16 protein-coding genes are annotated in these 24,308 nt (G+C 45.3%); 8 read left to right on the top strand and 8 right to left on the bottom strand.

Translation table 11 applies throughout. The annotated features are described in order from the left end of the window. Nucleotides 1–85: 85 nt before the first annotated feature. Entirely contained in the window at nucleotides 86–538 is a 453-nt protein-coding gene (locus tag F7Y48_RS15385) for a polymer-forming cytoskeletal protein (RefSeq protein WP_074190324.1), read from the bottom strand. Next, on the bottom strand, nucleotides 442–1,395 hold the full coding sequence (locus tag F7Y48_RS15380; protein WP_005395595.1) for a M23 family metallopeptidase: 954 nt from the start codon (nucleotides 1,393–1,395) through the stop codon (nucleotides 442–444). The genes F7Y48_RS15385 and F7Y48_RS15380 overlap by 97 nt, the downstream gene beginning before the upstream one ends. 428 nt (nucleotides 1,396–1,823) lie before the next feature. Between F7Y48_RS15380 and F7Y48_RS15375 the strand changes: the two genes are divergently transcribed. After that, nucleotides 1,824–3,578: a hypothetical protein gene (locus tag F7Y48_RS15375; protein ID WP_316684995.1), complete on the top strand. Its 1,755-nt coding sequence runs from the start codon at nucleotides 1,824–1,826 to the stop codon at nucleotides 3,576–3,578. 90 nt (nucleotides 3,579–3,668) lie between these two features. Here F7Y48_RS15375 and F7Y48_RS15370 read toward each other — a convergent pair whose 3' ends face one another. Further along, on the bottom strand, nucleotides 3,669–5,915 hold the full coding sequence (locus F7Y48_RS15370) for a CehA/McbA family metallohydrolase (protein ID WP_316684994.1): 2,247 nt from the start codon (nucleotides 5,913–5,915) through the stop codon (nucleotides 3,669–3,671). 505 nt (nucleotides 5,916–6,420) lie between these two features. Between F7Y48_RS15370 and F7Y48_RS15365 the strand changes: the two genes are divergently transcribed. Further along, nucleotides 6,421–6,630, top strand: a complete 210-nt coding sequence (locus F7Y48_RS15365; protein WP_006740828.1) for a DUF3955 domain-containing protein — start codon at nucleotides 6,421–6,423, stop codon at nucleotides 6,628–6,630. A gap of 16 nt (nucleotides 6,631–6,646) precedes the next feature. Here F7Y48_RS15365 and F7Y48_RS15360 read toward each other — a convergent pair whose 3' ends face one another. The 4 genes from F7Y48_RS15360 to glgX form a co-directional block, all read right to left on the bottom strand. Continuing rightward, nucleotides 6,647–7,291 carry an START domain-containing protein gene (locus F7Y48_RS15360; protein WP_174856113.1) on the bottom strand — a complete coding sequence of 215 codons (645 nt, stop codon included), beginning with the start codon at nucleotides 7,289–7,291 and terminating at the stop codon, nucleotides 6,647–6,649. Nucleotides 7,292–7,370: 79 nt separating this feature from the next. After that, nucleotides 7,371–8,555 carry a multidrug effflux MFS transporter gene (locus F7Y48_RS15355; protein WP_048625450.1) on the bottom strand — a complete coding sequence of 395 codons (1,185 nt, stop codon included), beginning with the start codon at nucleotides 8,553–8,555 and terminating at the stop codon, nucleotides 7,371–7,373. After that, nucleotides 8,552–9,196 (bottom strand): recombinase family protein, encoded by a 645-nt coding sequence (locus F7Y48_RS15350; RefSeq protein WP_124008131.1) that lies wholly within the window; start codon nucleotides 9,194–9,196, stop codon nucleotides 8,552–8,554. Before F7Y48_RS15350 ends, F7Y48_RS15355 begins: the two co-directional genes overlap by 4 nt. A 160-nt stretch (nucleotides 9,197–9,356) precedes the next feature. Further along, complete coding sequence (glgX, locus tag F7Y48_RS15345; protein WP_258506483.1) at nucleotides 9,357–11,327, bottom strand: glycogen debranching protein GlgX; 1,971 nt, start codon at nucleotides 11,325–11,327, stop codon at nucleotides 9,357–9,359. A 446-nt stretch (nucleotides 11,328–11,773) separates the two neighbouring features. Between glgX and lamB the strand changes: the two genes are divergently transcribed. From lamB to F7Y48_RS15320, 5 genes are all read left to right on the top strand, one after another. Then, complete coding sequence (gene lamB / locus F7Y48_RS15340) at nucleotides 11,774–12,958, top strand: maltoporin LamB (protein WP_258506482.1); 1,185 nt, start codon at nucleotides 11,774–11,776, stop codon at nucleotides 12,956–12,958. Nucleotides 12,959–13,115: 157 nt separating this feature from the next. Continuing rightward, nucleotides 13,116–13,946 carry a MalM family protein gene (locus F7Y48_RS15335; RefSeq protein WP_258506481.1) on the top strand — a complete coding sequence of 277 codons (831 nt, stop codon included), beginning with the start codon at nucleotides 13,116–13,118 and terminating at the stop codon, nucleotides 13,944–13,946. Nucleotides 13,947–14,109: 163 nt separating this feature from the next. Then, complete coding sequence (locus F7Y48_RS15330; protein ID WP_258506479.1) at nucleotides 14,110–14,628, top strand: glycosidase; 519 nt, start codon at nucleotides 14,110–14,112, stop codon at nucleotides 14,626–14,628. Between the two features lie 120 nt (nucleotides 14,629–14,748). Beyond that, complete coding sequence (locus F7Y48_RS15325; protein ID WP_316684993.1) at nucleotides 14,749–16,362, top strand: alpha-amylase family glycosyl hydrolase; 1,614 nt, start codon at nucleotides 14,749–14,751, stop codon at nucleotides 16,360–16,362. 331 nt (nucleotides 16,363–16,693) lie between these two features. Further along, on the top strand, nucleotides 16,694–18,310 hold the full coding sequence (locus F7Y48_RS15320) for an endonuclease (RefSeq protein WP_316684992.1): 1,617 nt from the start codon (nucleotides 16,694–16,696) through the stop codon (nucleotides 18,308–18,310). A 99-nt stretch (nucleotides 18,311–18,409) separates the two neighbouring features. Here F7Y48_RS15320 and pulA read toward each other — a convergent pair whose 3' ends face one another. Continuing rightward, complete coding sequence (gene pulA, locus F7Y48_RS15315; protein WP_316684991.1) at nucleotides 18,410–22,399, bottom strand: pullulanase-type alpha-1,6-glucosidase; 3,990 nt, start codon at nucleotides 22,397–22,399, stop codon at nucleotides 18,410–18,412. Nucleotides 22,400–22,945: 546 nt separating this feature from the next. On the opposite strand from pulA, the gene F7Y48_RS15310 reads away from it, so the two are divergent. After that, nucleotides 22,946–24,142 carry a hypothetical protein gene (locus F7Y48_RS15310; protein WP_316684990.1) on the top strand — a complete coding sequence of 399 codons (1,197 nt, stop codon included), beginning with the start codon at nucleotides 22,946–22,948 and terminating at the stop codon, nucleotides 24,140–24,142. Nucleotides 24,143–24,308 lie beyond the last annotated feature (166 nt).

Here is a 24,308-nt window from a genome sequence, read left to right as displayed (position 1 = left end):
CTGTAGTTTCTGACGAAGCTCGTGTCTCTAGTAATAAAAAAGACGGCGTGAAAGCCGTCTTTTTTATGCACTTTAACCAAAGAGTTTACGCTGATTTACGCGCAGGTCGCTTTTCATTGTTGGTATTGTTTTCTTTCGTGCTGGCGTTTTCTTGAGTCTTCCCTTTCAGTGTCACCACTTCTTTTTCAGGTAATTCGGCCGCCTCACCAAAGAATTTACCACCAGGTTCGATGCTGAGGTTATTACTCCAGATCCTCCCACTTACACGTCCCTTGGCAAGTACTTGAATGTGTTCTGCGTGACAGTTACCATCCATCATGCCATTGATGATCAGTTGTTTAGCGTAGATCTCACCGTTTACTCGGCCGCTTTCTGCAACGACGAGAGTGCCTTCTACATTAATTTGACCATCGACGATGCCATCAATCTGGACATCGTTTTCTACTTTGAGTTCTCCGCTAACAGCACAGCCTTTGGCGATGAGAGTTGAAGCTGCTGAGCTACTCGTTGTTCCACGGTTTTGATTAAAGATTCCCATCGTATTCTTCGCTCCTTAGTAAAAATGTCTTCGAAATCATTGAGGCTCCAATCGACAAATGGCTTCGGATTCAGTGCTCGCCCAACAAAACGCACCTCGTAGTGAAGGTGAGGGCCAGAAGAGAGCCCACTGTTGCCGGAAATTGCAATCAGTTGCCCTTTTTTGACGAACTGACCGCTTTTTACTTTGAACTTTTTCAAGTGCGAATAAGAACTCGAAAAACCGAAAGAATGTTGCAGCCTGAGGAAGTTACCAGAGCCTTTATTGCTGCGGCGGGTGACTTCCACAACCCCATCTGCTGGGGCATAAACCTTAGTACCGGTATTCACGGCAAAATCGAGCCCGCGATGCATCTTAGCGACTTTTGTCACCGGATGAATGCGCTTACCGAAGCGAGAAGAGAGCCGCGCTTTACCGACCGGAGACCCGCTTGGTATTTGGTTTAACAACACCATGCGAACGTTCGACGTAATCGCCGCCGCATCAAGTCGGGCATCCAAATTATCCGTGGTAGTATGTTCTCCAACTCCAAGGACTTTCTCTAACTCTCCCAAACGCTCCGAAACAAGTTGTACTCGCTCTTCTCGCTCTGAGAGATCACTTTCCAGCTCGGATTTTAATGCTTTCAGTGTGCTGAGCTCTTCACCCATAGTGCGCGAATGTTCTGTCAATTCAGCTTGTTTTAACGCGGCATTATCGACGCGAGTGTACAAGTGATGAATTAAGATCGCGGTTGCGGCCAGAGCAATGACAAAAAAGCATAAAAACGTTTTTAGATTGCGTTGCATCCTTTTACTGAAGTACCAATGTCTGGAGCCATTGATGGTTGATATAGAGATCGTCAACTGGTCTTTCATCGTCTTCTACTGCTCGTATCTGGTATACGTCTCGTCACTGAGTTAATGGGAATGTAAGGAAAACGAACGGGGACCGCTAGAGGCAAATTGGAAAGAAGTGTCAGGCCGTGAGGCGTTTTCAGATATTAGATAAAAGACTCAATAAAGATTTAATATCCTAGCGCTTTTGGTCGTAGTTACTCCAAATCGCTTTATTGAACTGAAGATTTTGATTTGTAAGGTGGTCATCCGAGAAATTAGATTGTGAATATTGCCAATAGCATCCTCACGCAATTCAACTTACTTCACGGTTTACCTTATAAATGTTGGATAATTTATCAAACCGACATTCATTATATCGATAACTTGTTTATGATAGCGGTCGATATAAAAGTGCTATTCAAAGGCTTTAAACCTAAGCGTGATCTTTCGCTTAGGAACACATAACTATGACAACGGAGTTGGTCGTGAAAAAACTACTATTGGCTACAGCAGTGGTCGCAGCTGCAGGGGGCGCTGGCTACCTGTACCAAAACAATACTACCCCGAGTGATTCAGTATCACTACTTTCGCAAGTTCCTGCGGATTCGCTCATGGTGACGTATCAGACGGAACCTTTTAATCATTATAAATACATGAATGCATTTGGCACGGCTAACCAAGGCTCGATTGCTGAACTTTTTGCCGATGAACCACTTTCTCCACAGCAACAGTTTGCCGTTAACTTGTTTGATGGATATCTGGAGAGCGCAGCATCGCCAGAAACGTTAAAAGCCTACTTAGGTACCGGAGAAAACATTAATCCTGTGTTGTACACAATCGGTATGGTACCAGTGTACAAATTGAAGATTGAAGACCCTGCCGCGTTATGGAAAACATTGGATCACGAAGAGCAGATGAGCGGTGCTAAGCACGAGCTGGTTAAACTCGGTGAAGTTGAGTTTCGTCGTTACGAGATGACAGATTCGGTTGACCCTCAAGATGGCATTGGCTTGGTTGTTGCCGTGGTTGACAACGTACTTACGTTAACGGTTGATGTTCCGCAATTGGGTGTTCAAAACCCGCTTAAAATGGCATTGGGACTTGAGTCGCCAAGTCAAAGCATTGCGGAGAGTGGACGCCTAGCGGCGTTGCAGGCTAAATACGGCGAAAACAATAACTCTTTCGGTTACTTTGATCACCGTGAATTGGTTAAAGGTTTGACGACGAAAGATGGCAATATCTTTGCGCGTCAAGTCAGCATGCTGGATGCCATTGATCCTGAGCCGACTATTCAGGAGATGCGCTCACCAGCTTGTCATACTGAACTTACTCAAGTTGCAGAAAACTGGCCTCAATCCGTCGCATTTGCGGAATACAAGCTGAAAGGCGAGCAGGCATTCATTAAAGGTGCTTTTGTTGTTGAATCGAAAAATAAAGTGATTCTAGATGCGCTTAAGTCGATTCGTGGCGTTTTGGCAGAATCGAACAATGATAAGAGCTTCTTTAGCATGGCGCTTGGTTTAGACATTAATACGCTAGCGCCATCGATTGGTCAGATTTGGAGCGACTTGACTCAGCCTCAGTACCAATGTTCTTTATTGACACAAATGCAGCAAGAGATGGGTGGCCAAAACCCAGCCGCAGCTGTGAGCATGGGCTCCGGCATGGTTAACGGCCTGAAAGGATTAAGCCTGCAAATGTTTGATATCCACGTTGACACTAATGCTCAGCACGGTGAAGTATTTAGCCAGCTAGATGGTATGTTGTCTCTATCTGCCAATGATCCAATGATGCTGATTCAAACCGCGCAAATGTTTGTCCCTGAACTTGCTCAATTACAAATTCAGCCGGATAACCAGCCAGTTAATGTCAGTGACCTGCTAGAAATGCACACAGGCTTGAAGATGGATGTGTTTGCTCGCTTAAACGAAAACCATTTTACGCTCTACAGTGGTGAGAATGCCGAAGACGCGAGCAAAGAAGTGATGGCACAACCACTTTCTCCAAATGGCTTGTTCAGTTTTGACTTCGATTCAGAACGCATTTTGGAAGTGTTGGAAAGTGCGTCAGCCGTGACTGGTGAGCCGTTACCTGATGATGTTATGAAAAGCTTACAAGGCGAGCTTGTTGGTGGTATGACGATGGATGTAACAGATCAAGGTATTGGTTTTGAGTTTGATTACCGTGGTGCGACCAAACCCGTGACGGTTGCACAGCAGTAAAACATCGAGTAGAAAAAGGCGGCACTGTGCCGCCTTTATTTCATCGTCGAACTCAGGTTTGTTTACCATCGAGTCGGACATTCATCAAGACTATGACTGCAACCAAACAGGGTTACTCCAGGCCGTGCTGCCGTCTTTATCTTCGACTTCTAAACTTATCCATCCCTCTGCGTCGCTAGGTATAGGTAGCGACAGCTCTATGCGTTGAGTATCAACTTTCGGGTTAATCGTCAGGGTATTCAGCACTTTGCCGCCTTTACCGATCAATCGAATTTCTTTTAGACCATCGGCTGCAACGACGTGGATATCCCACGTATCGCCAGCTGTTGCTGTTTCACCAAACATAATGTTTTGCGGATAAAGAATAGGGCCTTGTGTTGCGTAGCCATGGCCGGCTTTAAGTGCTTGCGCAAACTTCGACGGCGTTAGCTCTCCATCGACTCTTGCCATCATTCGAATCTGCCCCGTGAGTTGGTTCCACGCATCGTGGGTGTCGGTTCCCGCTGTAAAGTACATTGCTTCACCCAGGTCCCAGAGTTTATGCGCTTTCTTCAGCGTTGGTTCATTGTCTACGCGCGCATTAAGCTCCATAAGGTCGAAGCGATCCGTTTTACCACCAGGGACTGCATTTTTAGCGATATTCGTAAAGTAGCCATAGTCGTTGTATGGATGGTTCATCGGTACGACTTCAGCCCCCATCTCATGTACGGCGTCAAGTAACGTGTGAACGTCAGCAGTGCCAGGATCGACCGTTAGCTCGGCGCCATTATCGATAGGAAATGGATTCATATGTCCCCATGATGGCGAAACTTCGATTGACGGAATAAAAGGCACGCCACGTTTCGCAGATAGTTCTGCAAACGTTTGGTGGTTAATGGTTGAGTCATGATCGCTAATGAAAGTCAGGTCAAGATCCGTTGCCAATTGAGCACGCACAACAATTTCTGGCGGGGTAACGCCTTCCAACACGTTGCCATGATGGTGTAAATCTGCGCCATACCAATGCTGACGGTTAGGAAACGTGACTTGAGGCACTTCTACTCGTTGCTTCGTCGTTTTACCTGACGTTAGGGTTACGTCTAATGTTTGGGTTTTAGCTGTAAAGCCTCCACCAGAGTTGATACCTAATTTGTATTGACCGGGTGCCAGTTTTAGCTCCGCATGACCTGCAGGCAGCAGATCGGTAAAGAAGGTGCGTTTACCTAAAAATTCAACCGGTGGCGCTTGACCTTCAAGGATGGTGATTCTCGCATCTTTGGCCAGACCTGATGTTGCCTCTTCAACTTGAAGTGAGAGAGTTGCAGGGCGTTTTAGAGACGTAAAATCGAGTGTTTGCTCGTTATTTCTCGCCACTTTAATCGATTGCAGCTTGCTGTTTGCGTGACCAGTCGCTGTGCCGTAGATTTGGTACTCACCCTCAGGCAGCGCCATGCTGTACTGGCCATCTTTGGCCAATGTCCAGGCATAGGGTTGTCCTTCTTTTTCGATCATCACGATGGCATCTTCAGGAATACGACCATTATCCGCGCGTAATTGGCCGTTGATGGTGCCTGTCGCTTGTCCTAGTCTGTCAGCTTCTGCCTTAACAATGGGAGCCATGTCTCCATTCGGAACCACTTGTAGTCGGGATTGGAAAGTGCGGCTTTCACCTGCTTTCAAGGTATGCCCCAGGTACATGTCACGACCATTGTATTTGACGCGATCAAAATAAGGAGCATGAAGTGCAAAGGCCCAGTCTCGATCATAAGCGACCATGCGATCGGCAAGGGCATTGTCGGCCATGGATTCTTCTTTCCCTTCCAACCCCGGCACGGCAAATTGGTAGCCAGTGTCTGGCCAAATGGTGTGCCCTGATTCTAACGTGAGATCTTTTTTACCTTGGTTGGTCATGACCGTTTTAAGCGCAATTGAGTCAGATCCAGAAGCGAGTGTATACCACGTTGTGATATCAACGTTATCGAAGTTGCGGCTCACTTTAATGACCGCTTTATTGTCGCTGTCTTCGATAATCTCAATGGATTTGCGATCATTCGGCCATGCGGACCAGCTGTTAGGAATGAAGTCAGCAAAGGCAACTCGGTCAAGATCTACTTTACCATCCTTTACTGCTGCCAAATCGACCAATGTTCCTCGCGGTACGCCCCATGGTGGTGCTGATTCAACAGCGAGAGCGAAGGCGACATGTTCGTTTTGAACGGTAATGTCTTGAGCGTGTGTTGCTTCGCCATCGGGGATCGTGGTCTTTCCTTGTGTGATACTCACTCCCGCATGCGCTGAAGTTCCAAGCAAAAGGCCAGAGATTAAAGTTGCCACTGCACTTTTTGAAAAATTATGCATGAAGACACTTCCTTTTTTTCATGATTTATTATGTGAGTTGTCGATGGCATTGTGCGTTAACTTGATTAGACGTTCAATTAAAAAAGCGAAAGAGATGAAGAGGTTAACTCGTTGCTATTATTGTTTTACAATTGACTTTTAAACCTTATGTTTTGATTTTAAAAGTTTTTTGTTGTTTGGTTTGTTTTTGCGTAGAGTAATAAAAATATTTAGAACACTAATTATTTTGGGAGAGATGTGAACGATTTTTGGCAGCATTGAGCAAACAAAATGATAACAATTACACTGTATATGTGAGAAAAAAGGTCAAGATAGTTCTGAGAACGCATATAATATTTTGAGTTAAATTTGACTTTTTATTCTTTATTTTTGGGTTTTTATCTTGTCTCTGACTAAAAGACCTCTAATAAAGATTGGAGCAAACATAGAGACACTATGTTTTTTGAGTGAACTATATACGGTGGCAATATGTCGAAGACATATCAATTGATTGCTTGAGGTTTAGATGGGGTTTATTCGTAAATATAAACTGAGCATAGTTTTGTTTTTGAGTGGTGTGGCATGTTTAATTGCGTACCACGCTCAGGGCTCTTACGTAGATGAAAATGGCTTATTAGTAGAGTCATTTGGGTTTATCCCTTTGTTTTGGCTCTTTTTGGGGTTAGCCTTCGCCTCTTTTGTGGGCACTTTTTTCAAACACCGTAATCGTAATTAAAGAGCAAACGTGAAGTTTACTCCTTTATCTGAGGATGGGAGTATTGCTGATATTTTGGTAACTCTTTTCTTAGGTTACTAAATGTTGCTCGTGCACTTTGTTTTGATAGTTTGTTGATTAGCCAGATTGGCAAAAGGCCTCCGGGGTCAGCAAACGCTTTGTAGTCAATGAGTGTCGTGCCATTAGTGAGCTTTTGTAATTCCCAAGTTGCATCAACCGAACGAATGCGAACATAGCCCTTTTGTTCAGCAAGATATGAGTCTGGTGCGCTTTTGATTTTTATCGTGAACCCAAGTTCATCGACCCAATATTTAGAGTAGGTGAGCATATCACGATTTTTTGCAGGCCATGGCGCCGTAAATTGGGTATAAACGATGTTTTCGGTGGCTGATATTTGATTTAAAACCCGGCTATGACTGGCATTGTCAATCCAGTTCGGGATATTGTCACTATCTTCCAATAGCGTTAAAAATGCGCCATAGCTGGTGGGTGTGAACATCCGAGCACGAATCTCAACTAAACCGTCGGTATGCTCTCGAGAGTAGATAGTGATTCCGTTATCGTCACTATCAAATTGCCAGTACTCGTTGGCTTTTGCGGCGGTGCCAGCGGATATAAAAGTGGCGAGTAGTAGCGCGCCAATTCGTAAATGCAACATCATGTTAGTACCCGCCAACTTATCCTTAGTTAAAGCTTATACGATGTGTTCTTAATTATAAGGACAATAGTAAGTCTTTTCGTTACTGTTCTGAAGGTTGATCTGCTCCAAAACCTCGTTGAATATTGGTGAGCGTTATTGCTGCAAACACCACAATAACGATTGATAGATGCCAGGCTTGGCTTAAACCAAGCTGTACCAATGTTAAGCTGACCAATGAGGATACGATCATTTGTCCACCTCCAGACATGGCTGCTGCAGCACCAGCCTGCTTTTTGTAGGGTTGCATTACCATGGCTTGCGCGCAAGGTAGGGCAATGCCGTTACCTAAGATCATTAATAGTTGCCCCAACATTAAATACAGCGGTTCTACCGGGCAGAAGAACAACCATATTGCAGCACTGAGATGCAGGAATGGACTACAAAGTAGCATTCTTTTGTTGCCGATAATTGGCCTTACTCGGTTACAAATCGTGGTGCCGCCTAACATACCTAAAGCGGGAATGAGTGCCCACATTGCGTATTGATCGGATGTCATGCCAATTTGGTCTTGCATGATAAATGGCATCACGGACACGGTCGTTATCATCAGGCTGAAGTTTAACCAACTGATGCTGGCAAAACTCATAAAGTAACGTGACGTCACCAAGTCTCGATACTGGAAAAGCATGTTGCGTGGTGACGGAATAACAGATCGTTTTGCAATGGTTTCTGTAAACTTAAAGGCGATGATTACCCAAGCGAGTGAGACATAACCTAGCAGTGAAATGAACACCATGCTCCAACCAAAATGGAAGTTGATAAAGCCGCCAATCACAGGCGCAATGAGTGGCGTGATCGAAGCTGCCATAGCGATATAAGACATGGCGACAGGGAGCTCATCGCCACTAAATCTATCTCGAGTCGATGCTCTCGCGAGTACCGCGCAGCACCCAGTTCCTAAGCCTTGTAGAAAACGCCCCATCACCATGCCTGTGAAGGTGTCACTGAGGAAAATGATCATTAATAGACCAGACATCGCGATGAGCAAACCCGTCAATAGTACTTTTTTTCGACCCAAAGCATCCGATACCGGACCGTAAATGAACTGAGAGGGACCAAAACCGAGTAAGTAAATACTCACAAGCAGTTGGGCTTGATCAAGGGAGATAGAAAAGTCTTTTGCGATCCATGGCAAAGAGGGCATAACAAGCCCCATGCTCAATTGGCCAACACTGATAATAAGACAGGCGAGTAAGATAGTGCGAAAGTTGATTGGGCGACTCATGATGGATCACCATCAGAATAACCTCTTTGCTTTCGTGTTCTGAGGCAGCCTTCATCATCCACTTCATTTAACTTAGATTTGACGCGTTTTACGGTAGATAGGCTGACATCACACTGCTCCGAAACACTCTTCAACGTATAGCCTTCTAACAGCAACGTTGCGATCTGTTGGTGTTTAGTTTTGTCTGCTGGGCGTCCGCGAAATTTCTGTTTCCACAAATCTGGTTGATCTTTAATGGCTTGCCGTCCTTGCTCTGCTGCAAACAGGCGATGTTCAGTCTGCACTTTTCCATATCCAGATAGCACGGTGAGTAGCGTTTGAGTTTGAACAGAATCCGGTTCAAATGTGAGTGGTTCACAAACGGTTTTCAGTGTGACCCCTTTTGCTAGTAATACTTTTATTGTATTTAACGCCTGACTAAAATCTCGACCAAATGCCGTTAGCCACCAGAGCACAATCGTATCACCTGCTCTGACGGAATCGAGCAGTTGTAAGAATGCCTCTCTCTCGGTTGGAGGCATGCAACCACGAACCTTATCCTCAAAATGCTGAGCTTCGGGCGCAAAAGCTTTTAGAGTATTAAGGTGCTCTTGGTAAGCTCGATTTTTTGGCGAATAACGTGTGTAAAGATAAGTAGCCATATGGACTATACGCCTTTTTAATTTGGTTCATATACTGTAATAGCTCATAAATATACAGAGGTTCATTAATGCTTACAACACTAAATGGACCCGAAGTCGTTAACGGACTTCGGGTCTTTTACTATTAAAGTCGTGTATATAAGCTTTCAGGGCTATTGCTCTATGATTGCTCCAATTTCGGCTGGTAATGCAAAATTACCATCGAAGTAGGTGATAGCAAAACCTCGCCTTCAGCATGCCCTGGGTTAAGGTTACGTACGTTTGTGTCGCAGATCGTTACCCATTCTTGCTTTCGCTCATTAGGGAGCTTAAAGCGCGCTGTGGCGTTAGTTTGGTTGATGAGATAGACCAGCTCTTGTCCTTCTTTACCGATGCCAAGGTGAAGTGCGACAGAGCTTAAACGGTTCCAATCATCGTGCTCCATTAAGCGACCGTCTGTACGGCGCCAGAAAATACGGTTGTTATTGCGGTTTTCGCCACTGAAAGCTCGGATAAATGGCACCATGTATTGATTTCGGTTGGCGACCATTTGTGACATCCACGTTTTGAAATGTTGCTTACGCTCCGTTTCTCCCCAGTTAAGCCAACTGGTTTCGTTATCTTGGCAATAGGCATTATTGTTACCGCCTTGGGTGTGAGACAGCACGTCAGCAGTGAGGATGTGTGGGATTCCAAAAGCAAACAGCAAGCTGGCAATAAGGTTGCGTTTTTGCTTCTCACGCGTGGCGATGATCATCAGATTTTCTGTCTCGCCTTCGACACCGTAGTTTTCTGAGCGATTGTCACCGTGGCCGTCGCGATTTTCTTCGCCATTAGCTTCATTGTGTTTGTGCTTGTAAGACACTAAATCTTGCAGTGTGAAGCCATCGTGATACGTGATGTAATTCACCGTGAGTTTGTATGGCCAGTTCGCTGCACTATAAATGTCACGAGAGCCCATTAATCGAGTGGCAAACTCTTTTAAATAGCCTTGATCACCGCGCCAAAAACTGCGGGAAATATCACGCAGTTTGTCATTACACTCGTTCCAACCAAATGGAAAGTTACCCACTTGGTAGCCATTTGGACCAATGTCCCAAGGTTCGGCAATCAATTTGGTTTCACGCAAAATTGGGTCTTGCGCGACGGCTTTAAAGAAAGCTGCTTCTGGGTTGTAATCATCGCCCTGTCGACCTAACGTTGCAGCCAAGTCAAAACGGAAGCCATCGATTTTAAATTCGCTAACCCAGTAGCGCAATGTATCCATTACAAGGTTTAAAGCGGGTTGATAGGTGAGATCGACCGTGTTTCCGCAGCCAGTGTAATTTGCGAAGTGGTTGCCATGTTTGATGTAAAAACGGGAGTCGAGCGCTTTCAGGTTGAAAATTGTAGGCCCTTCCCCCCCCTCTGCGGTGTGGTTGTAAACTACGTCGAGAATCACTTCGATGCCGTTTTTGTGCAGTTCTCGAATCGTTGTTTTGAGCTCTGTGACGGCGTCTTTTTCTGCGTAGCGCGGATCGGGTACCATAAAGAGATAAGGGTTGTATCCCCAATAATTGACCTTTTCCATCTCTAGTAGGTGAGGCTCATGCATACACGCTGCGACAGGTAGCAATTGCAGCGTGTTGATGTTTTGCTGTTCATAAAAGGCCAGCATTTTAGGTGATGCAAGACCTAAATAGCGCCCTTTCAGGTTGTCCTCAACTTCTGGGTGAAGTTGGGTAAGCCCTTTGACGTGTGTCTCAAACAACACCATCTCTTCTCTGGGTATACGCGGATGATCCGTATCTTGCCAGTCAAAATTATCTTCGATAACGATGCACTTCGGCATATCGAAACTTTTGGCTGGAGAGTAGGGAGGGTGGTAGTGGAGGGCTTTATCAATTGACTTTGCGTAAGGGTCAGAAATTAATAGTGGCTCTTCCTTGTGGGAGACAAGGTAACCGTATTTTTGCCCCGGCTTAATATCCGGAATAAAAGTATGACGTATGCCAGCGTATTCATTCGGTAAATCATGAAGCGCGTAACTGCCATCGCCTGCAAACAGGGCGAGTTTTATGTCTTTATTCCCCGGAGCGTGAATAGAGAAGTTACAACCTTCTTTATTTACAGTTGCACCCAAGGGGTAAGGGCGAGAGAGAAGTCGTGTCATCGGAGATACTTTATTTAATATTTATTGCTACCTTTAGGAAACTATAAGTTAAAAACTTTGTCTTACTAAGGTCAACCACCCTAAATATAAAAATATTCATGTAATTTAATTACTTTATGTGACGGCTTAGAGTCAAAAATATGAAATGGCTATCACTTTGTAGCGGCTCAAAACCGAATAAACTTACTAATTCCTCCCTAGATTGGTGATCTGACTCGAAAAAACACCATTCGGTAAATTTTCTACTCCCTTCTCATCCCCCCTAAATTAGTTTGGGGCGGAGGAAGTCATCCTTGTACGCCTCGGGTAATCTCATAACTGTTGAAACAAACGGGGATTCGTTCCCATCTTACCTCTCTTTCTTTAGGTGTGTTTTTACTGCCTATATTCACCTAAAAGAGTGAGCAGGGAAGACAGAATTATAAATACCCTTAATGGAGTTAAGAATGAAAAAAGTAAGTGCAATTGCTGCTGCTGTGGCTGCAACTTTAGCTGCTGGTTCTGCGTTCGCAGTGGACTTTAATGGTTACATGCGCGCTGGTACTGGTATTAGTGGCAACGGTGAAGCTGATGTGTCTTTCATGAAGAATGGTATTGGTCGTCTAGGTAACGAAAACGACAACTACTACGAGATCGGCCTTGCTGAAGACCTTAAAACTGGCGACCAAACTTGGCGTATTGAGTCTATGATTGCTCAAGGTAACGACGGAGCAGCTGGCTGGGAAGATGGCGATTTCAACGTTGCGCAATTCGCAGTTAAAGCGAAAGGTCTGATTGCTTCTGATAAAGACGCAACCATGTGGGCTGGTAAAACTTACTACCAACGTAAAGATATCCACATCACTGACTTCTACTTCTTAAACACTTCTGGTACTGGTGGTGGTATCGAAAATCTTTCAGTAGGTAACCAAAAACTATCTCTTGCTCTTATCCAAGATGGGGAAGATGACAACGGTAGCGGCTACATTTTTGATGCTCGTCTAGCAAATATCGGTCTGTGGGAAAACGCAACACTTGAACTAGCAGCTGCGTACAACTTTTCTACTGAAAAAGATGACAAATCAGTTGATGGTGATGACGGCATTCTTGCTACAGCAATCGTTCACCAAGGTCTAATCAACGGTTTCAACCAAACTGTTCTTCAATACGGTACAGCAGGTTACGGTGTTCAAGCTGCTAACTTCTGGGGTGCTGGTGCATACTACGACCGTTCTGGCCTTCAAAACGACGCAACAGGTTATCGCTTGATCAACTGGGGTGTAATGAACTTGGGCGAAAGCTGGGAAATGGGTCACCAACTAGCTTACCTAGCAGGTTCTGACATCGGTTACAGTGGTGGTCAAGGTGATTCAGATCAGTTCTCTGTTGTAGTTCGTCCAATGTACAAGTGGAACGACACAATGCGTACTGTTTTCGAAGCAGGTTACAATGCTGGTGAAAACGAGAAAGGCGAAGACTTTGGCGGTCATAAATTTACAGTTGCTCAAGCTTGGGCAATGGGTGACAGCTTCTGGGCACGTCCAGAGCTACGCGTATACGGTTCTTACATCACTGATGAAGAAGGCACTACTTTCGGTGATAAAGGTGACTCAGACTTCGTATTCGGTATCCAAGCTGAAGCTTGGTGGTAATCGAGTAATCTCTTAGTTATCTAGCAGTCCTAGTCAAATAGCCGACATCTGTCGGCTATTTTTCTAAGGGTTTTCGAAAAGTTAGACGTTTCACCAAAGTCACTCTAAGATGCTTTAGTGCAAAAAACCTTTAGAAAAATAACTAGAAGGAAAAAGTATGTACTTCCGTGCCCTTATGTTAAGTGGATGTGTCGCGCTTGCTGGCTGTCAATCCACTGAAGTAATCGAACAAGTTCAAGTTGCTCAAGCACAGCAAGTTGATGTTATCTCTGAGCTTCAAGCTGTAAAAATGAAGCTTCCTAGTTCTGCAATTGTAGATATCACTACTCAGAGCCAAGTGCTGAAATACAAAGATATCGACAGCCGTGTTGCGGTGTTTGAGTTGCCTGCTGACCGTGGCGAGTTTGCCATTAAAATCACTAGTTTTATCGAAGACACTGCTTTCGTACCAAGAGCGATTATCGTAGATAAAAACGGTAAAGAAATTGAAAACTACGGCAAAGCGGAGTTTGAGTACACAAAACCTCGTCTTCATCTTGGAAACCGTCTAGTCGCTGAAAAAGACTTCTTCCCACCAGTGGGTTTAGATTCTGTTTACCTAATTGTTTACACTGATCAATCGGATCTAGGTAGATTTACGGATGTGATTCACCCTGCGCGATTGGATGCAGAGGGACGAGGCAATTACTTGCCAGAAGTAAAAGATATTCCAATTCCAAACAGTGATACAGGTAAGATTGAAGTCTCGATTGACCGTGTGAGTTTCTTCTCAATCGGAACATCAAGTAGTGGACCAACAGCGGCTCCAGTTGCGGTCAAGGCGGTTGAATCAGTACAGCCTGAAACACAAACTTACTACCACAACGCAATTAAAGCGGCGGTAAAAGCAGATGATATCCCTAAAGCTCTGAGCTTACTTGATGAAGCAAAAGCGTTAGGAATTGAAGGTGCGCAAGAAGTATTTGTAAAAGCAGTGAATAGCAAATAGGTAATTTCAAAAAGCCGGCTAAGATAGTCGGCTTTTTTATTGCGCATTTAGTTATCTTTTTCACACATTATATTATTTCTATTTAAAGTTTATTTTACTTAGAGTCATAATATATATGTTCTAATTTAATTAGTACTTGGTATAATAAAAATAAGGATATAACGTGAAAAAATTAATTATAAATACAGCATATACGTTAGCTGCTGTGTCTATCTTGTCTGCTTGCTCGTCCACATCATCAGAAAATACAACCCAAGATGAAGTACATAATGCGGTTGCATTTACGAGCACTCAGATTGATATGATGACAAATTGTAGTTTGCCGGATTCGGCAGAATCAGGCCCATTGTCTAAAGACATTTTTGTTGTAGGTAGTTTCCCAAATGCAGATTGGAAGCACACTGCCGAGCGCAAGCTGACCTATAAGGGGAATAATGTATATCAAGTGATTACCGATGAGGTTTCAGGTAATTACAAAATGCAGTATGCCGCTGAACAATGGAAACCGCAGTTCACTGCCAAAGGTAAAAAACTATCGGTAGGACAATTAAATGAACTGACTTACGGTGGTTACGGTACAGATACAAAACTAGAAATTAAAGAGCCTGGTAAATATCTTTGGAGTTTAGAATTTAAAGATGATGGCTCACCTTATTCAATTATGGTAAATAAGTGTCAATAATATTCCATTCAGTTATTTAAAATCTGTTTTTATTTATTAACCCCTACATGGGAAGCATGTTGGGGTTAATTTTATTACTCAAATGTTTTTACTTAATTTGAGTAAGTTAGGGAGAGTAAAATGCGTAACGTCCGACGTAACCATCGCCTGTATCGATCGCTGCTTGCGTTAAGTGTGATTGGTGCTTTATCTGCGTGTAATTCTTCTGGTGGTGGCGATACTAATAGCAGCACTCCGCTACCGGATACCAGTTATGCTTGCCAAGCCAATGTCATGGCGCAAAGTAACCAACTTCGTACTTATCAAATCATGGTCGAGAGTTTTGTGGATGGTGATGCAAGCATTGGTCACGGTACGGGCTATGGCACCAGTCACCATAATGGCGATTTGCAAGGGGTGATTGATTCACTTGATTACATCCAAGATTTAGGGATGAACGCGATTTGGTTGACGCCGATTTTTGAGTCTGAAGCGATAGCAGGACAAGATCACTGGGCCGATCGTTTGGACGCCACGGGCTATTTTGCGACAGATTACTTTAAGATCGACCCAAAATTTGGTGATTTAGCGACCGCGAAAACTCTAGTCGAAGAAGCACACAAGCGCGGTTTATACGTGTTTTTTGATGGCGTATTTGGTCATCACAAAGATGGTTTGATCAAACCATCTCCCTCCGGCTTGTTGCCAACGGGATCGAGTAACCCCGTTGATTACCCGGCCAGTCTCGACTTCTACAAAGAGGTAGCAACGTATTGGATCAAAGAACTCAAGATTGACGGCTGGCGTTTAGATCAAGCCTATCAAGTTCCGACAGACGCTTGGACACAACTTCGTAAAGCCGTCGATGAAGCCTCGCAAGGTGTCACGTACACCAATAGCAAAGGCGAACAAGTGAATCCGTTGGGTTACATGGTGGCAGAGATTTGGAAAGGGGAGTCTGAGATCGCGAATGAGGCGTATGGATCGAACAGCGATCCAGCATTGTGCTCTGCATTTGACTTCCCGATGCGCTATCGCATCGTAGAAACTTTGGCCGTGAATGAGAGCGGCGTGGGTGGTCGCGGTGTGGATTGGCTAAACAACGGCTACAGCACACACAACCAATATCCAACGCATGCGCAACCGAATTTGATGATCGGCAACCATGATTTAGTACGCTTTGGTGACTTGTTGCAGCGCGGAAACTTAGCGGATGTAAATGATGCAGAATATTGGTTACGCCATAAAGCCGCGTTTGCTTTCCAAGCGGCGTACACCGGGCCAATCACGTTGTACTACGGTGATGAAATCGGGGATCAAGTGGATGGTTTTGCCGCAAAAGAAGACAACAATACCTGCGCCATTCAAGGTTTGTGCGATGATCACGTTGCGCGCAGCAGTGCGAAAATTGAAGGTGTGACGGCGACGCTTGATGCAAACCAAGCCGATCTCAAAGCTTACGTGAAATCGCTGATGACGATGCGCAGTGCGCACCCAGCATTGTATCAGGGGTCACGCACGAATTTAGTTGCGAGTAACGGCAGTTATGTGGACTTGAAACAATCTGGTACAGACAAAGTACTGTTTGCGCTAAACACTTCGAAAAGCGCGAGAACAATTATTCTTAATCAGGAAAGTGTTAGTACTGGTGAGTTGGTGGATCTGCTCACGAATGAAAAAATTACGCCAAGCAATGGTCAATATCAAATTCCGATGTCGCCATTACAAGGTCGATTCTTTGCGGTTACACCCTAGGAAGTACCCAGAATCACCGCTCATCAGTTGAGCTGACCAGAAGCTTTTCTCATACACAAGCCAAGTGTTGTTGCTGACTCCCATAGGCGCACACTTGGCTTTTTTCCGTCCGTTTTACTTTTCCCTTAATGGTTTTCCAACGATGTAGCCAACAGGTTGCTTCGCTTTTTGCATTGGCGTTTGTTTTCGGCAGGTAGATATTTGTGAGATAAGCTGCACATTAAAAAGTAAATTAACACTTGTGCAACGTAAAAGTGTGACCGAAGGATTACTTATGCCTTACTAATATGTTTATCGTGTTTGGGATTTACATAACTAATGGAAAAGTATAATGAAATCCATAACGAAACCCCTCTGTCTTCTTGCTGTTATTAGCTCTCCGCTTGCATATAGCCAAATTCTCAATAGTGACTTTGAACAGTGGAATGGCAGTGCGCCTACGCAGTGGTCAGTGATTGACGCTGGCATCGCGGTGTCGCCAAGCAGCGAACAAATCAAATCGGGCGGCCTGGCTGCTCAAGTCGTCGTGAATACAGGTACCCAAAGCAACACTGACCTTTTGCAAACCATTAATGTGGAGCAAGGGAAAACCTATCCGTTTTCTGTCTCGGTTTATCACACCGAAGGAAATGTAAAAGCACGTCTGGTGGTTGATGGTTATCACAATTACTCAGATCCGCAGCAGGTAAACCAGTGGCAAGAGCTGGCGCATAACTATACTGCGAGTTCGAACAAGACCATCAATGTCGGGTTGCGTTTTTATGATGAGGCCGGGTTTGATGGCTCAGAAGTTGTCTACGTCGATAATTTTCAACCGACCGAGACAAGTACACAACCTCCTGTAGAAAGCTGTAGTGATCATGAAGTGGTTCTTACACTCACGACGGACAACTATGGCTCAGAAACTAGCTGGGAGTTGAAAAATAGCCAAGCGCAAGTGCTTTTCTCTGGTCAGGGGTATGAGTCGTCAACCTCTGTTGAAAAGACCATGTGTTTGGCCGATGGTAACTACCAATTTACGATTCAAGACAGCTATGGCGACGGCATTTGCTGTGGCAATGGTTCGGGGTCTTACGCGTTGAAGGTGGGGGATAATACACTTGCCTCTGGCGCTGAATTTGCGAAAAGCGAAACCACTGACTTTACGTTAGGTGACTCAACCACGACCCCACCAGTGGTTGATGGTTACTACCAAGCGGCGTCTGGCAAGACGGGCTACGCTCTAAAAACGGCGCTGTTTAACATCATCAACAACCACACTAGCCGAGGTTATTCTGCGGTGTGGACCTTGGTAAAAGATGCTGATATTGATCGCTATTACGAAAATGATGGCTCTATTCTCGATATGTATTCAGAGAAACCTGCGGGCAGTGATGCTATCAGCTTCACGAAAGTGACAGACCAATGTGGTCAATATAGCCAAGAAGGGGATTGCTACAACCGTGAACACTCGTTCCCGAAAAGCTGGTTTGGCGGTAAAGTTGAACCGATGAACTCAGATGGTCACCATTTGTTTGCGACCGATGGCTATGTGAATGCGAAGCGCAGTAACTGGCCATTTGGTGAAGTTGCCACCGCGACGTACGTGTCTAGTAATGGTTCTAAACTTGGTCAAGCAAGTACTAGCCTAGGTTATTCCGGTACGGTGTTTGAGCCGATCGATGAGTTCAAAGGCGACTTTGCTCGTGCCTATTTCTACATAGCAACCCGCTATGAAAATGTTGTAGGTAACTGGGAAGGCAATTCAAGCAATGCGGATGCTGTCCTTGATGGTTCAAGTTCAACGGTTTTTGAACCTTGGATGTTAAATATGCTGAAACGTTGGCACAAAAATGATCCGGTTAGTGAAAAAGAACAAAACCGCAATCAACAAGTGTTTGAGTTTCAGGGCAATCGCAATCCATTCATTGATCACCCTGAGTTTGTTGAACAGATTTGGGGAAACTAACACCTTCTTGATTTTGGTATCCACCATTTAGTGACGCCAAAAAAACAAAGGGGAAGCGTGATGCTTCCCCTTTTTCATTATGGATGTTTTTAAATGAAACTAGTTTTTCGTTACCGTCACGATTGGCGCCGACTTGTCAGCCGCGTTGAAGTGGAAGTTGTAATTTCCCGCTTCTGCAATCGCAATTTTGAGGTTTGCACTACCGCCACCGACTTCCATCGTTAGCGCTTTACCAAGCTCAACACTGCCTTCGCCACCGAAGTTGGTGTCTGCTGCCCAGTCTGCGCTCGCAACTTTCATCTCGTAGTTGCCCGCCGCTAGGTCAATGTCTAGCGAGTAAACGTCATTTGCTACATAGCTGAACTTCGCAGTGGAGTCTTGCGCTGGAGTATCCCATGTGGTGATAGTGCCACGTAGGTAAAGTGCTGTTTCACCGAACGTTGGTGCATCTGCTGACTTCGTCACTGAAACGACAGGTTTTTCTACGCTTTCATCTTGAACATGTAACGCGTTCAGAGTGAAGTTGTACTTACCAGTTTCAGCGACAGACAACGTACAGTTTCCCGCAGAGCCTAAGTCTAGTGAGCCAGAAGCCAAATCCGCAGCATCACAACCGATGTTTGGATTTGCCCATCCTGAATCCGCAAATTTGAACTCGTGTTCACCAGCTTCAAGAACGCCAGTTACAGAGTACATGCCATTGCCAATAAAGGTCATCGCCCAGTCACTGCTATCTGACCACTCGTTCATGGTGCCTTTGACGTAAACCACAGTTTCGCCGTAAGGAGGAATGCTCGATACGTCTTTATTGTCCGTGTTTACTGGTAGGCCTGCACCTTGCGCGCCGTCTTGTGGCTGTACGAATACCGCTGTTGTCAGTGCTGGTACTGTGAACGTTTCATTGGCGAAGCTTGCACCTTTCACGATGTCATCCGCAGAGTTTTGTTGAACTTCATGCAGCTCGAAACCAGTTGCGCCAGCAACTTTGAAAGATTTCTCAGTTGATGTTGAGTTCACAACGGCCACGATCGCATCGTAGTTCGAATCCAAATCGGCACCTGCTGATGTGCCATCGTCGATAGACATCACAATCAAGCCTTCTACTTGGTCTTGGCCCACGTTGCGGAAATCAACGCGATTCATCACTTCTTGCGCGGTGTCTAAGCGGAACAGTTCGCTTGTACTGCGGATTTTTAGTAGCTCTAGGAATTGTTGCTTCGTCAGCTCGATGTCCGTTGAGTCTGGTTTCGCCGTGCTGTCACCGACGATGGTTTTGATCAACTCCCAGTTTGCGCCGTCTTTGTCTTCACGTGGTAGACCAACGTTCCAGTTATTGTCGCTTCCATCGAAGAATACACGGTTGAACCAGTCACCAGAATCGTACGAGTCACGCTGCATTGACTTAGAGCGCAATAGCTCAGAACCCATGTGAATGAACGGAATACCTTGACCTAGCATCACCGTTGATAGTGATACAGACTGCATTCGTGCGCGTTCAGCAGATGAAGTACCTGTCGCAATCTTGTAAGCGTTGTTGTCCCACAGCGTTTGGTTATCGTGCTTAGACACGTAGGAAATGTTCTCTGATGGCACTTTTGTGTAGCCTGCTGGAGCACCATTGTAATCAACATTTTTACCAAGTTTGGTTTCGCCTTTGTAATCCAGAAGGACGTAGTCAGCTAAGTTACCAGCCATACCTAGACGAACCAGATCTTGGTTGTGTAGACGGCCATTCACAGATTCTGCGTCAGTTTTGGTTTCTTCGTTCGGGTAAGCAGCGTTACCAAAGCCTTGGTTGAAGCGAAGTGGGTGCTTACCTTCAGAATCTACACCGCCATCAAACGGGCTTCCGCCACGAACTGCGTCACGCAGACGATCAGAGAAAGTACCGATTTCTGTCCCCGCCATGTTGACTTGTGTTGCTTGATCGAAGCGAGCGTTTTGCGCAACTTCACCGAAGTCCCAGCCTTCGCCGTAGAACAAAGTATTCGGATCAATTTCACGGACTTTTTCAAGTGCGTAGACCATGACATCTTTCGGCTGGTGGCCCATAAGGTCAAAACGGAAACCATCGACTTTATAGTCATCCGCCCACACCATCAATGAGTCAACCATCAGTTTACCCATCATCAAGTTCTCGGTGGCGGTGTTATCACAACAGGTTGAGTTTTCTACGCCGCCAGTGTTGACGTTTAGGCGGTGGTAGTACCCAGGGACAATCTTATCCAGTACTGATTTTTCGTTCACACCAGATGCATTTGTGTGGTTGTACACCACGTCCATGACCAGTTTCAGATCCATTTTATGCGTCGCTTGAACCATTTCTCGGAACTCAAGAATACGCTTAGACCCGTTAGGATCGGTCGCATAACTGCCTTCTGGCACGGTGTAGTGATATGGGTCGTAACCCCAGTTGAAGCTGTCTAGCATGCGAAGATCGTTCATCAACGCTTGTGCTTTGCCCGTTGTTGGGTCGTAGCTGTTTAATACCTCTTCAATCACTTTGCCGTCATCTTCGGTCTCACAAATGGACGCTTCTGGCTTGATGCCACAAAGTTTACCCACGGTGTCGGTGATATCGACTCGCTGGTCAGCGTCTTCATCCACGGTTGCAATATCAAATGCTGGCAGGATATGTAGCGTTGTTAGGCCAGCATCTTTTAAAGCTTGTAAGTGAGATACGGACTCACGCTCAGGTTCTGTAAGCGCCAGATATTTGCCATCAAGACTTGGTGTGCCTTTGCTGTCGTTAAAGCTGAAATCACGAATGTGTGACTCGTAAAGGACGTGGTCTTCGTCTTTTTTAACCGTTGGGCGTGCGTAGTTTTTCCAATCTTGAGGCATTAAGCTTGGATCATCTAAATCAACCACTTGCGAGTATCGTGAGTTCTTAGACAAGCTCATTGAATATGGGTCTGTTACCAAACGCGTTTCAACGACGCCAGTTGTTGGGTGGTATACCTTAACTTGGTAGCGATAGTATTTGTTGACAACGTTGCTTTGTGCCTCAGAAACCCAGATACCTGTTGCTGGGTCTTCCGTCATGGCAACGGTCGCTTCTTCTGCTAAGTTTTCATCGTAGATTATCAGATCAACATCTTGGGCAGTTGGTGCCCATAGTTTGAAGGTTGCGGCACCGCCTTCCACAATCGCGCCGAGTTCTTGACCAATCGCGTTACCTGCCTTGGAATCGGCAAACACCGCATCCAAAACGCCCGGCTTTTGCACTTCAGTTGCAGAAATGACGTCACCATTTGCGTTGTAAGCTACCATAACGATTTGTGACTTCAGGATCGTGCGTAGGGTCGCGTCATCGACATCAATACCCGCAGCTTGAAGGCTAGCAAGGTGACGGAAGCGTGATTTCAGACCATCAGATAAATCACCTGCTTTCGTCAACTCAACCGCCGTGCCACCGGAGATTTGCTTGTCTTCATCCATTTTAATGTCGTTGCTGAGGCTGTAGAACAGCTTCATGGAATCCGCATTGGTCGCCGCTTCCCACGCGATGGTGTTGGCATCTAGCCAATGCGCTTTTTGACCATCAATATCAACAGGGCGTTCTTCGATTGGCTCGTAGTAAAGCTCACTGCTGCCGTGGAAGCCAAACAACCCTTTAGATTCGCCGATTTTCGTCAGCTCTACTTTTGAATTTGCACTGCCGAATGCTTTCTCATCGCCTTTGTGCAGAATGAAGTTCATGCATTCGTGTGGGTCAGAGGCATCTGGGTTCACTTTCAGTACGTAATAAGCACCGTAGGTGTCGTTGATGCCATCGAATGGATGCGGTGCCGACCAATCCGTTCCTGTGCCAGGAATGCCCATTGCGTCTAAATCTGTGCTGGTACAGCCTTCACCGTTCCACAGGTGCAAGCCCCAACCTTCGTAGTCGCTGGCCGTTGAAGCGGACGCCACATCGCGTTTGTAATAAATGACGACCTCGTTCTCTCCCGCAGGGTACAAGCCTGAGCCTGGGTTCGTCGTATCTTCGTTCGTGCTATCACTACCACAACCGCTGATGACTGCGACGGAAATCAAAGGCAGTACGGTTTTGGCAATTGTTGATAATTTAAATGTCTTATTGTCCACGTTTACAAATCCATTGTTATTGAATTGATATTGAGCTGCGCGCTGCCTTCGCTGACTCAGTCATCAAGAAGGTTTCGCACACGCTAGAAAGGCAGATGCCGAAAAAGGAAATGTTCAACTAGATGCTAATACACTGAATCATCAGCAAAATGTGAGAGCAGGCAGTTAAGTTTTTTACAAGTGAAAATTTTCTGTCACAGTCGATTTTGTTCACAAATTAAATAATAAAACAGACGCATAGTGAGAGCTTCTGCACATCATTAAAATGTAAATTTTTATAGGAGGAGCAAGGGGGGATGATAGGGGAGGAGAATATCTCAGCCCCAAAACCGTGACTAAGTTCTATAAAAATCACAGTGATATTTTTCAATTAAAAATAAGTTGCAGTGATATTGCATAAAATACCGCCATTAAGTCTTGGCAAGCTTCAGATTTTCGCTAAGTGGTCGTTATATAATGAAGGTAGTCGGCGTTATGTCGGCGCGTAATCTTAATATTTCCCTGAGAGGGAGATGAATTGGGCCCTGAAACCAAAAGAGGCTATTTATGAGTAGTATGGGCATTGCCATTGCGGCAACTGGCCTTTCACTCGTCCTGATATTTGTGTGGATGATCTCGTTGTCGATGCGGAAACAGAGACTCGAGGCAGAGAGGAAAGCTCGCGAAGCCGCTTATCGAAAGGCGATGCAAAAAGCGCGAGAGCAAGAGCGTAAAGAGCGTGAGTTCAAAGCAGAAACCGGACATATCCCCACCATTTTATTTCTAGCGAAAGAAGCTGAGAAGGACAACATTCGTCAAGCGCTGTATTGGTATGATAAAGCCGCTAAGTTGGACAATGTGACGGGAATGTACGGTATTGTTCGCTTGAGTGAGCGCATGCGTGAAGATGTGATTTTAAAAGAGCAGGCAAACTTTTGGCGTACCGCCATTGCCGGAATGGAAGGGGATACCGAAGCAAAATTTGCGACAGGCAAAGCGTTGGTTTTTGGTCGCGGAACGGAAAAAAATATTCCCAAAGGTAACCAACTGATTGAAACCGCAGCCGAGGAAGGCTGCATTGATGCCATGCTTTACATGGGTGAGTGGCAACTTTCACCAGACAATAGTGCAGGACGCAGTGCAGATGCACTTTATTGGTTTATGAAAGCGGCTGAAAAAGACAGTGCGGACGGAAAAATCCAAGTTGGCTTATGTTACCTAAATGGTGTTGGTACAGAAAAAAGCATGGTCAAAGGCTGCTATTGGCTTGAAAGGGCCGCAGAAGGTGGCAGCGCCGAGGCGATGTATCATGCTGGCGAAGCGTGGAAGGACAAAGGTAAAACAGGCAATGCGATTGCTTATGTTTGGCTGTTTCTTGCTGCCAATATGGGGTATCAGCCAGCGCGTACGTTGCGTGACGAAGTGGCGACCAATATTGGTGTTGACGTCGTCGTTGGATTGCAATCTATAGCGAAACCGTTGCAAAGAAAGCTGGCGTCAGGGATGGTAAGAAAGCATTCCATTATTCGGGCGCTGAACAAGGTGTACAAACGCGAAGCGTATTTTCCTGCAGAGGAGGAACTTAACGTGGTGTTGAGTGACGAAAATAAAGACGATGCTAACGCATGGGATGAAGCATCGGCGCCGAACTTCCAGCCAGACATGACCACAGCAACGACGGAAGGACAGACAACCACATCGTCTACCGAAAAAAAGCTCTCTAAAGAGGCGCTCGATTTCACGCAGAATTTCCTTCAACCATAATTTATCTTATCCATAAGCCTCATAATTGAGGCTTTTCTTTTGCCTTTCTGTCTCAGTATCTCTGTCGGTTACAACTACAGACTGTAAACTTATCTAAGCGATTTATTTACTGGATTGCATACTATTTATTCGATTTTTCAACACATTTTTAGTACTTCGCTAAGGT

Source organism: Vibrio sp. 2-1-2a (assembly GCF_032648565.1).
GTDB classification, from domain to species: Bacteria; Pseudomonadota; Gammaproteobacteria; order Enterobacterales; family Vibrionaceae; genus Vibrio; species Vibrio diabolicus.
The sequence above is the reverse complement of the archived record's forward strand: the minus strand, read 5'-3'. Positions and strand labels throughout refer to the sequence as shown.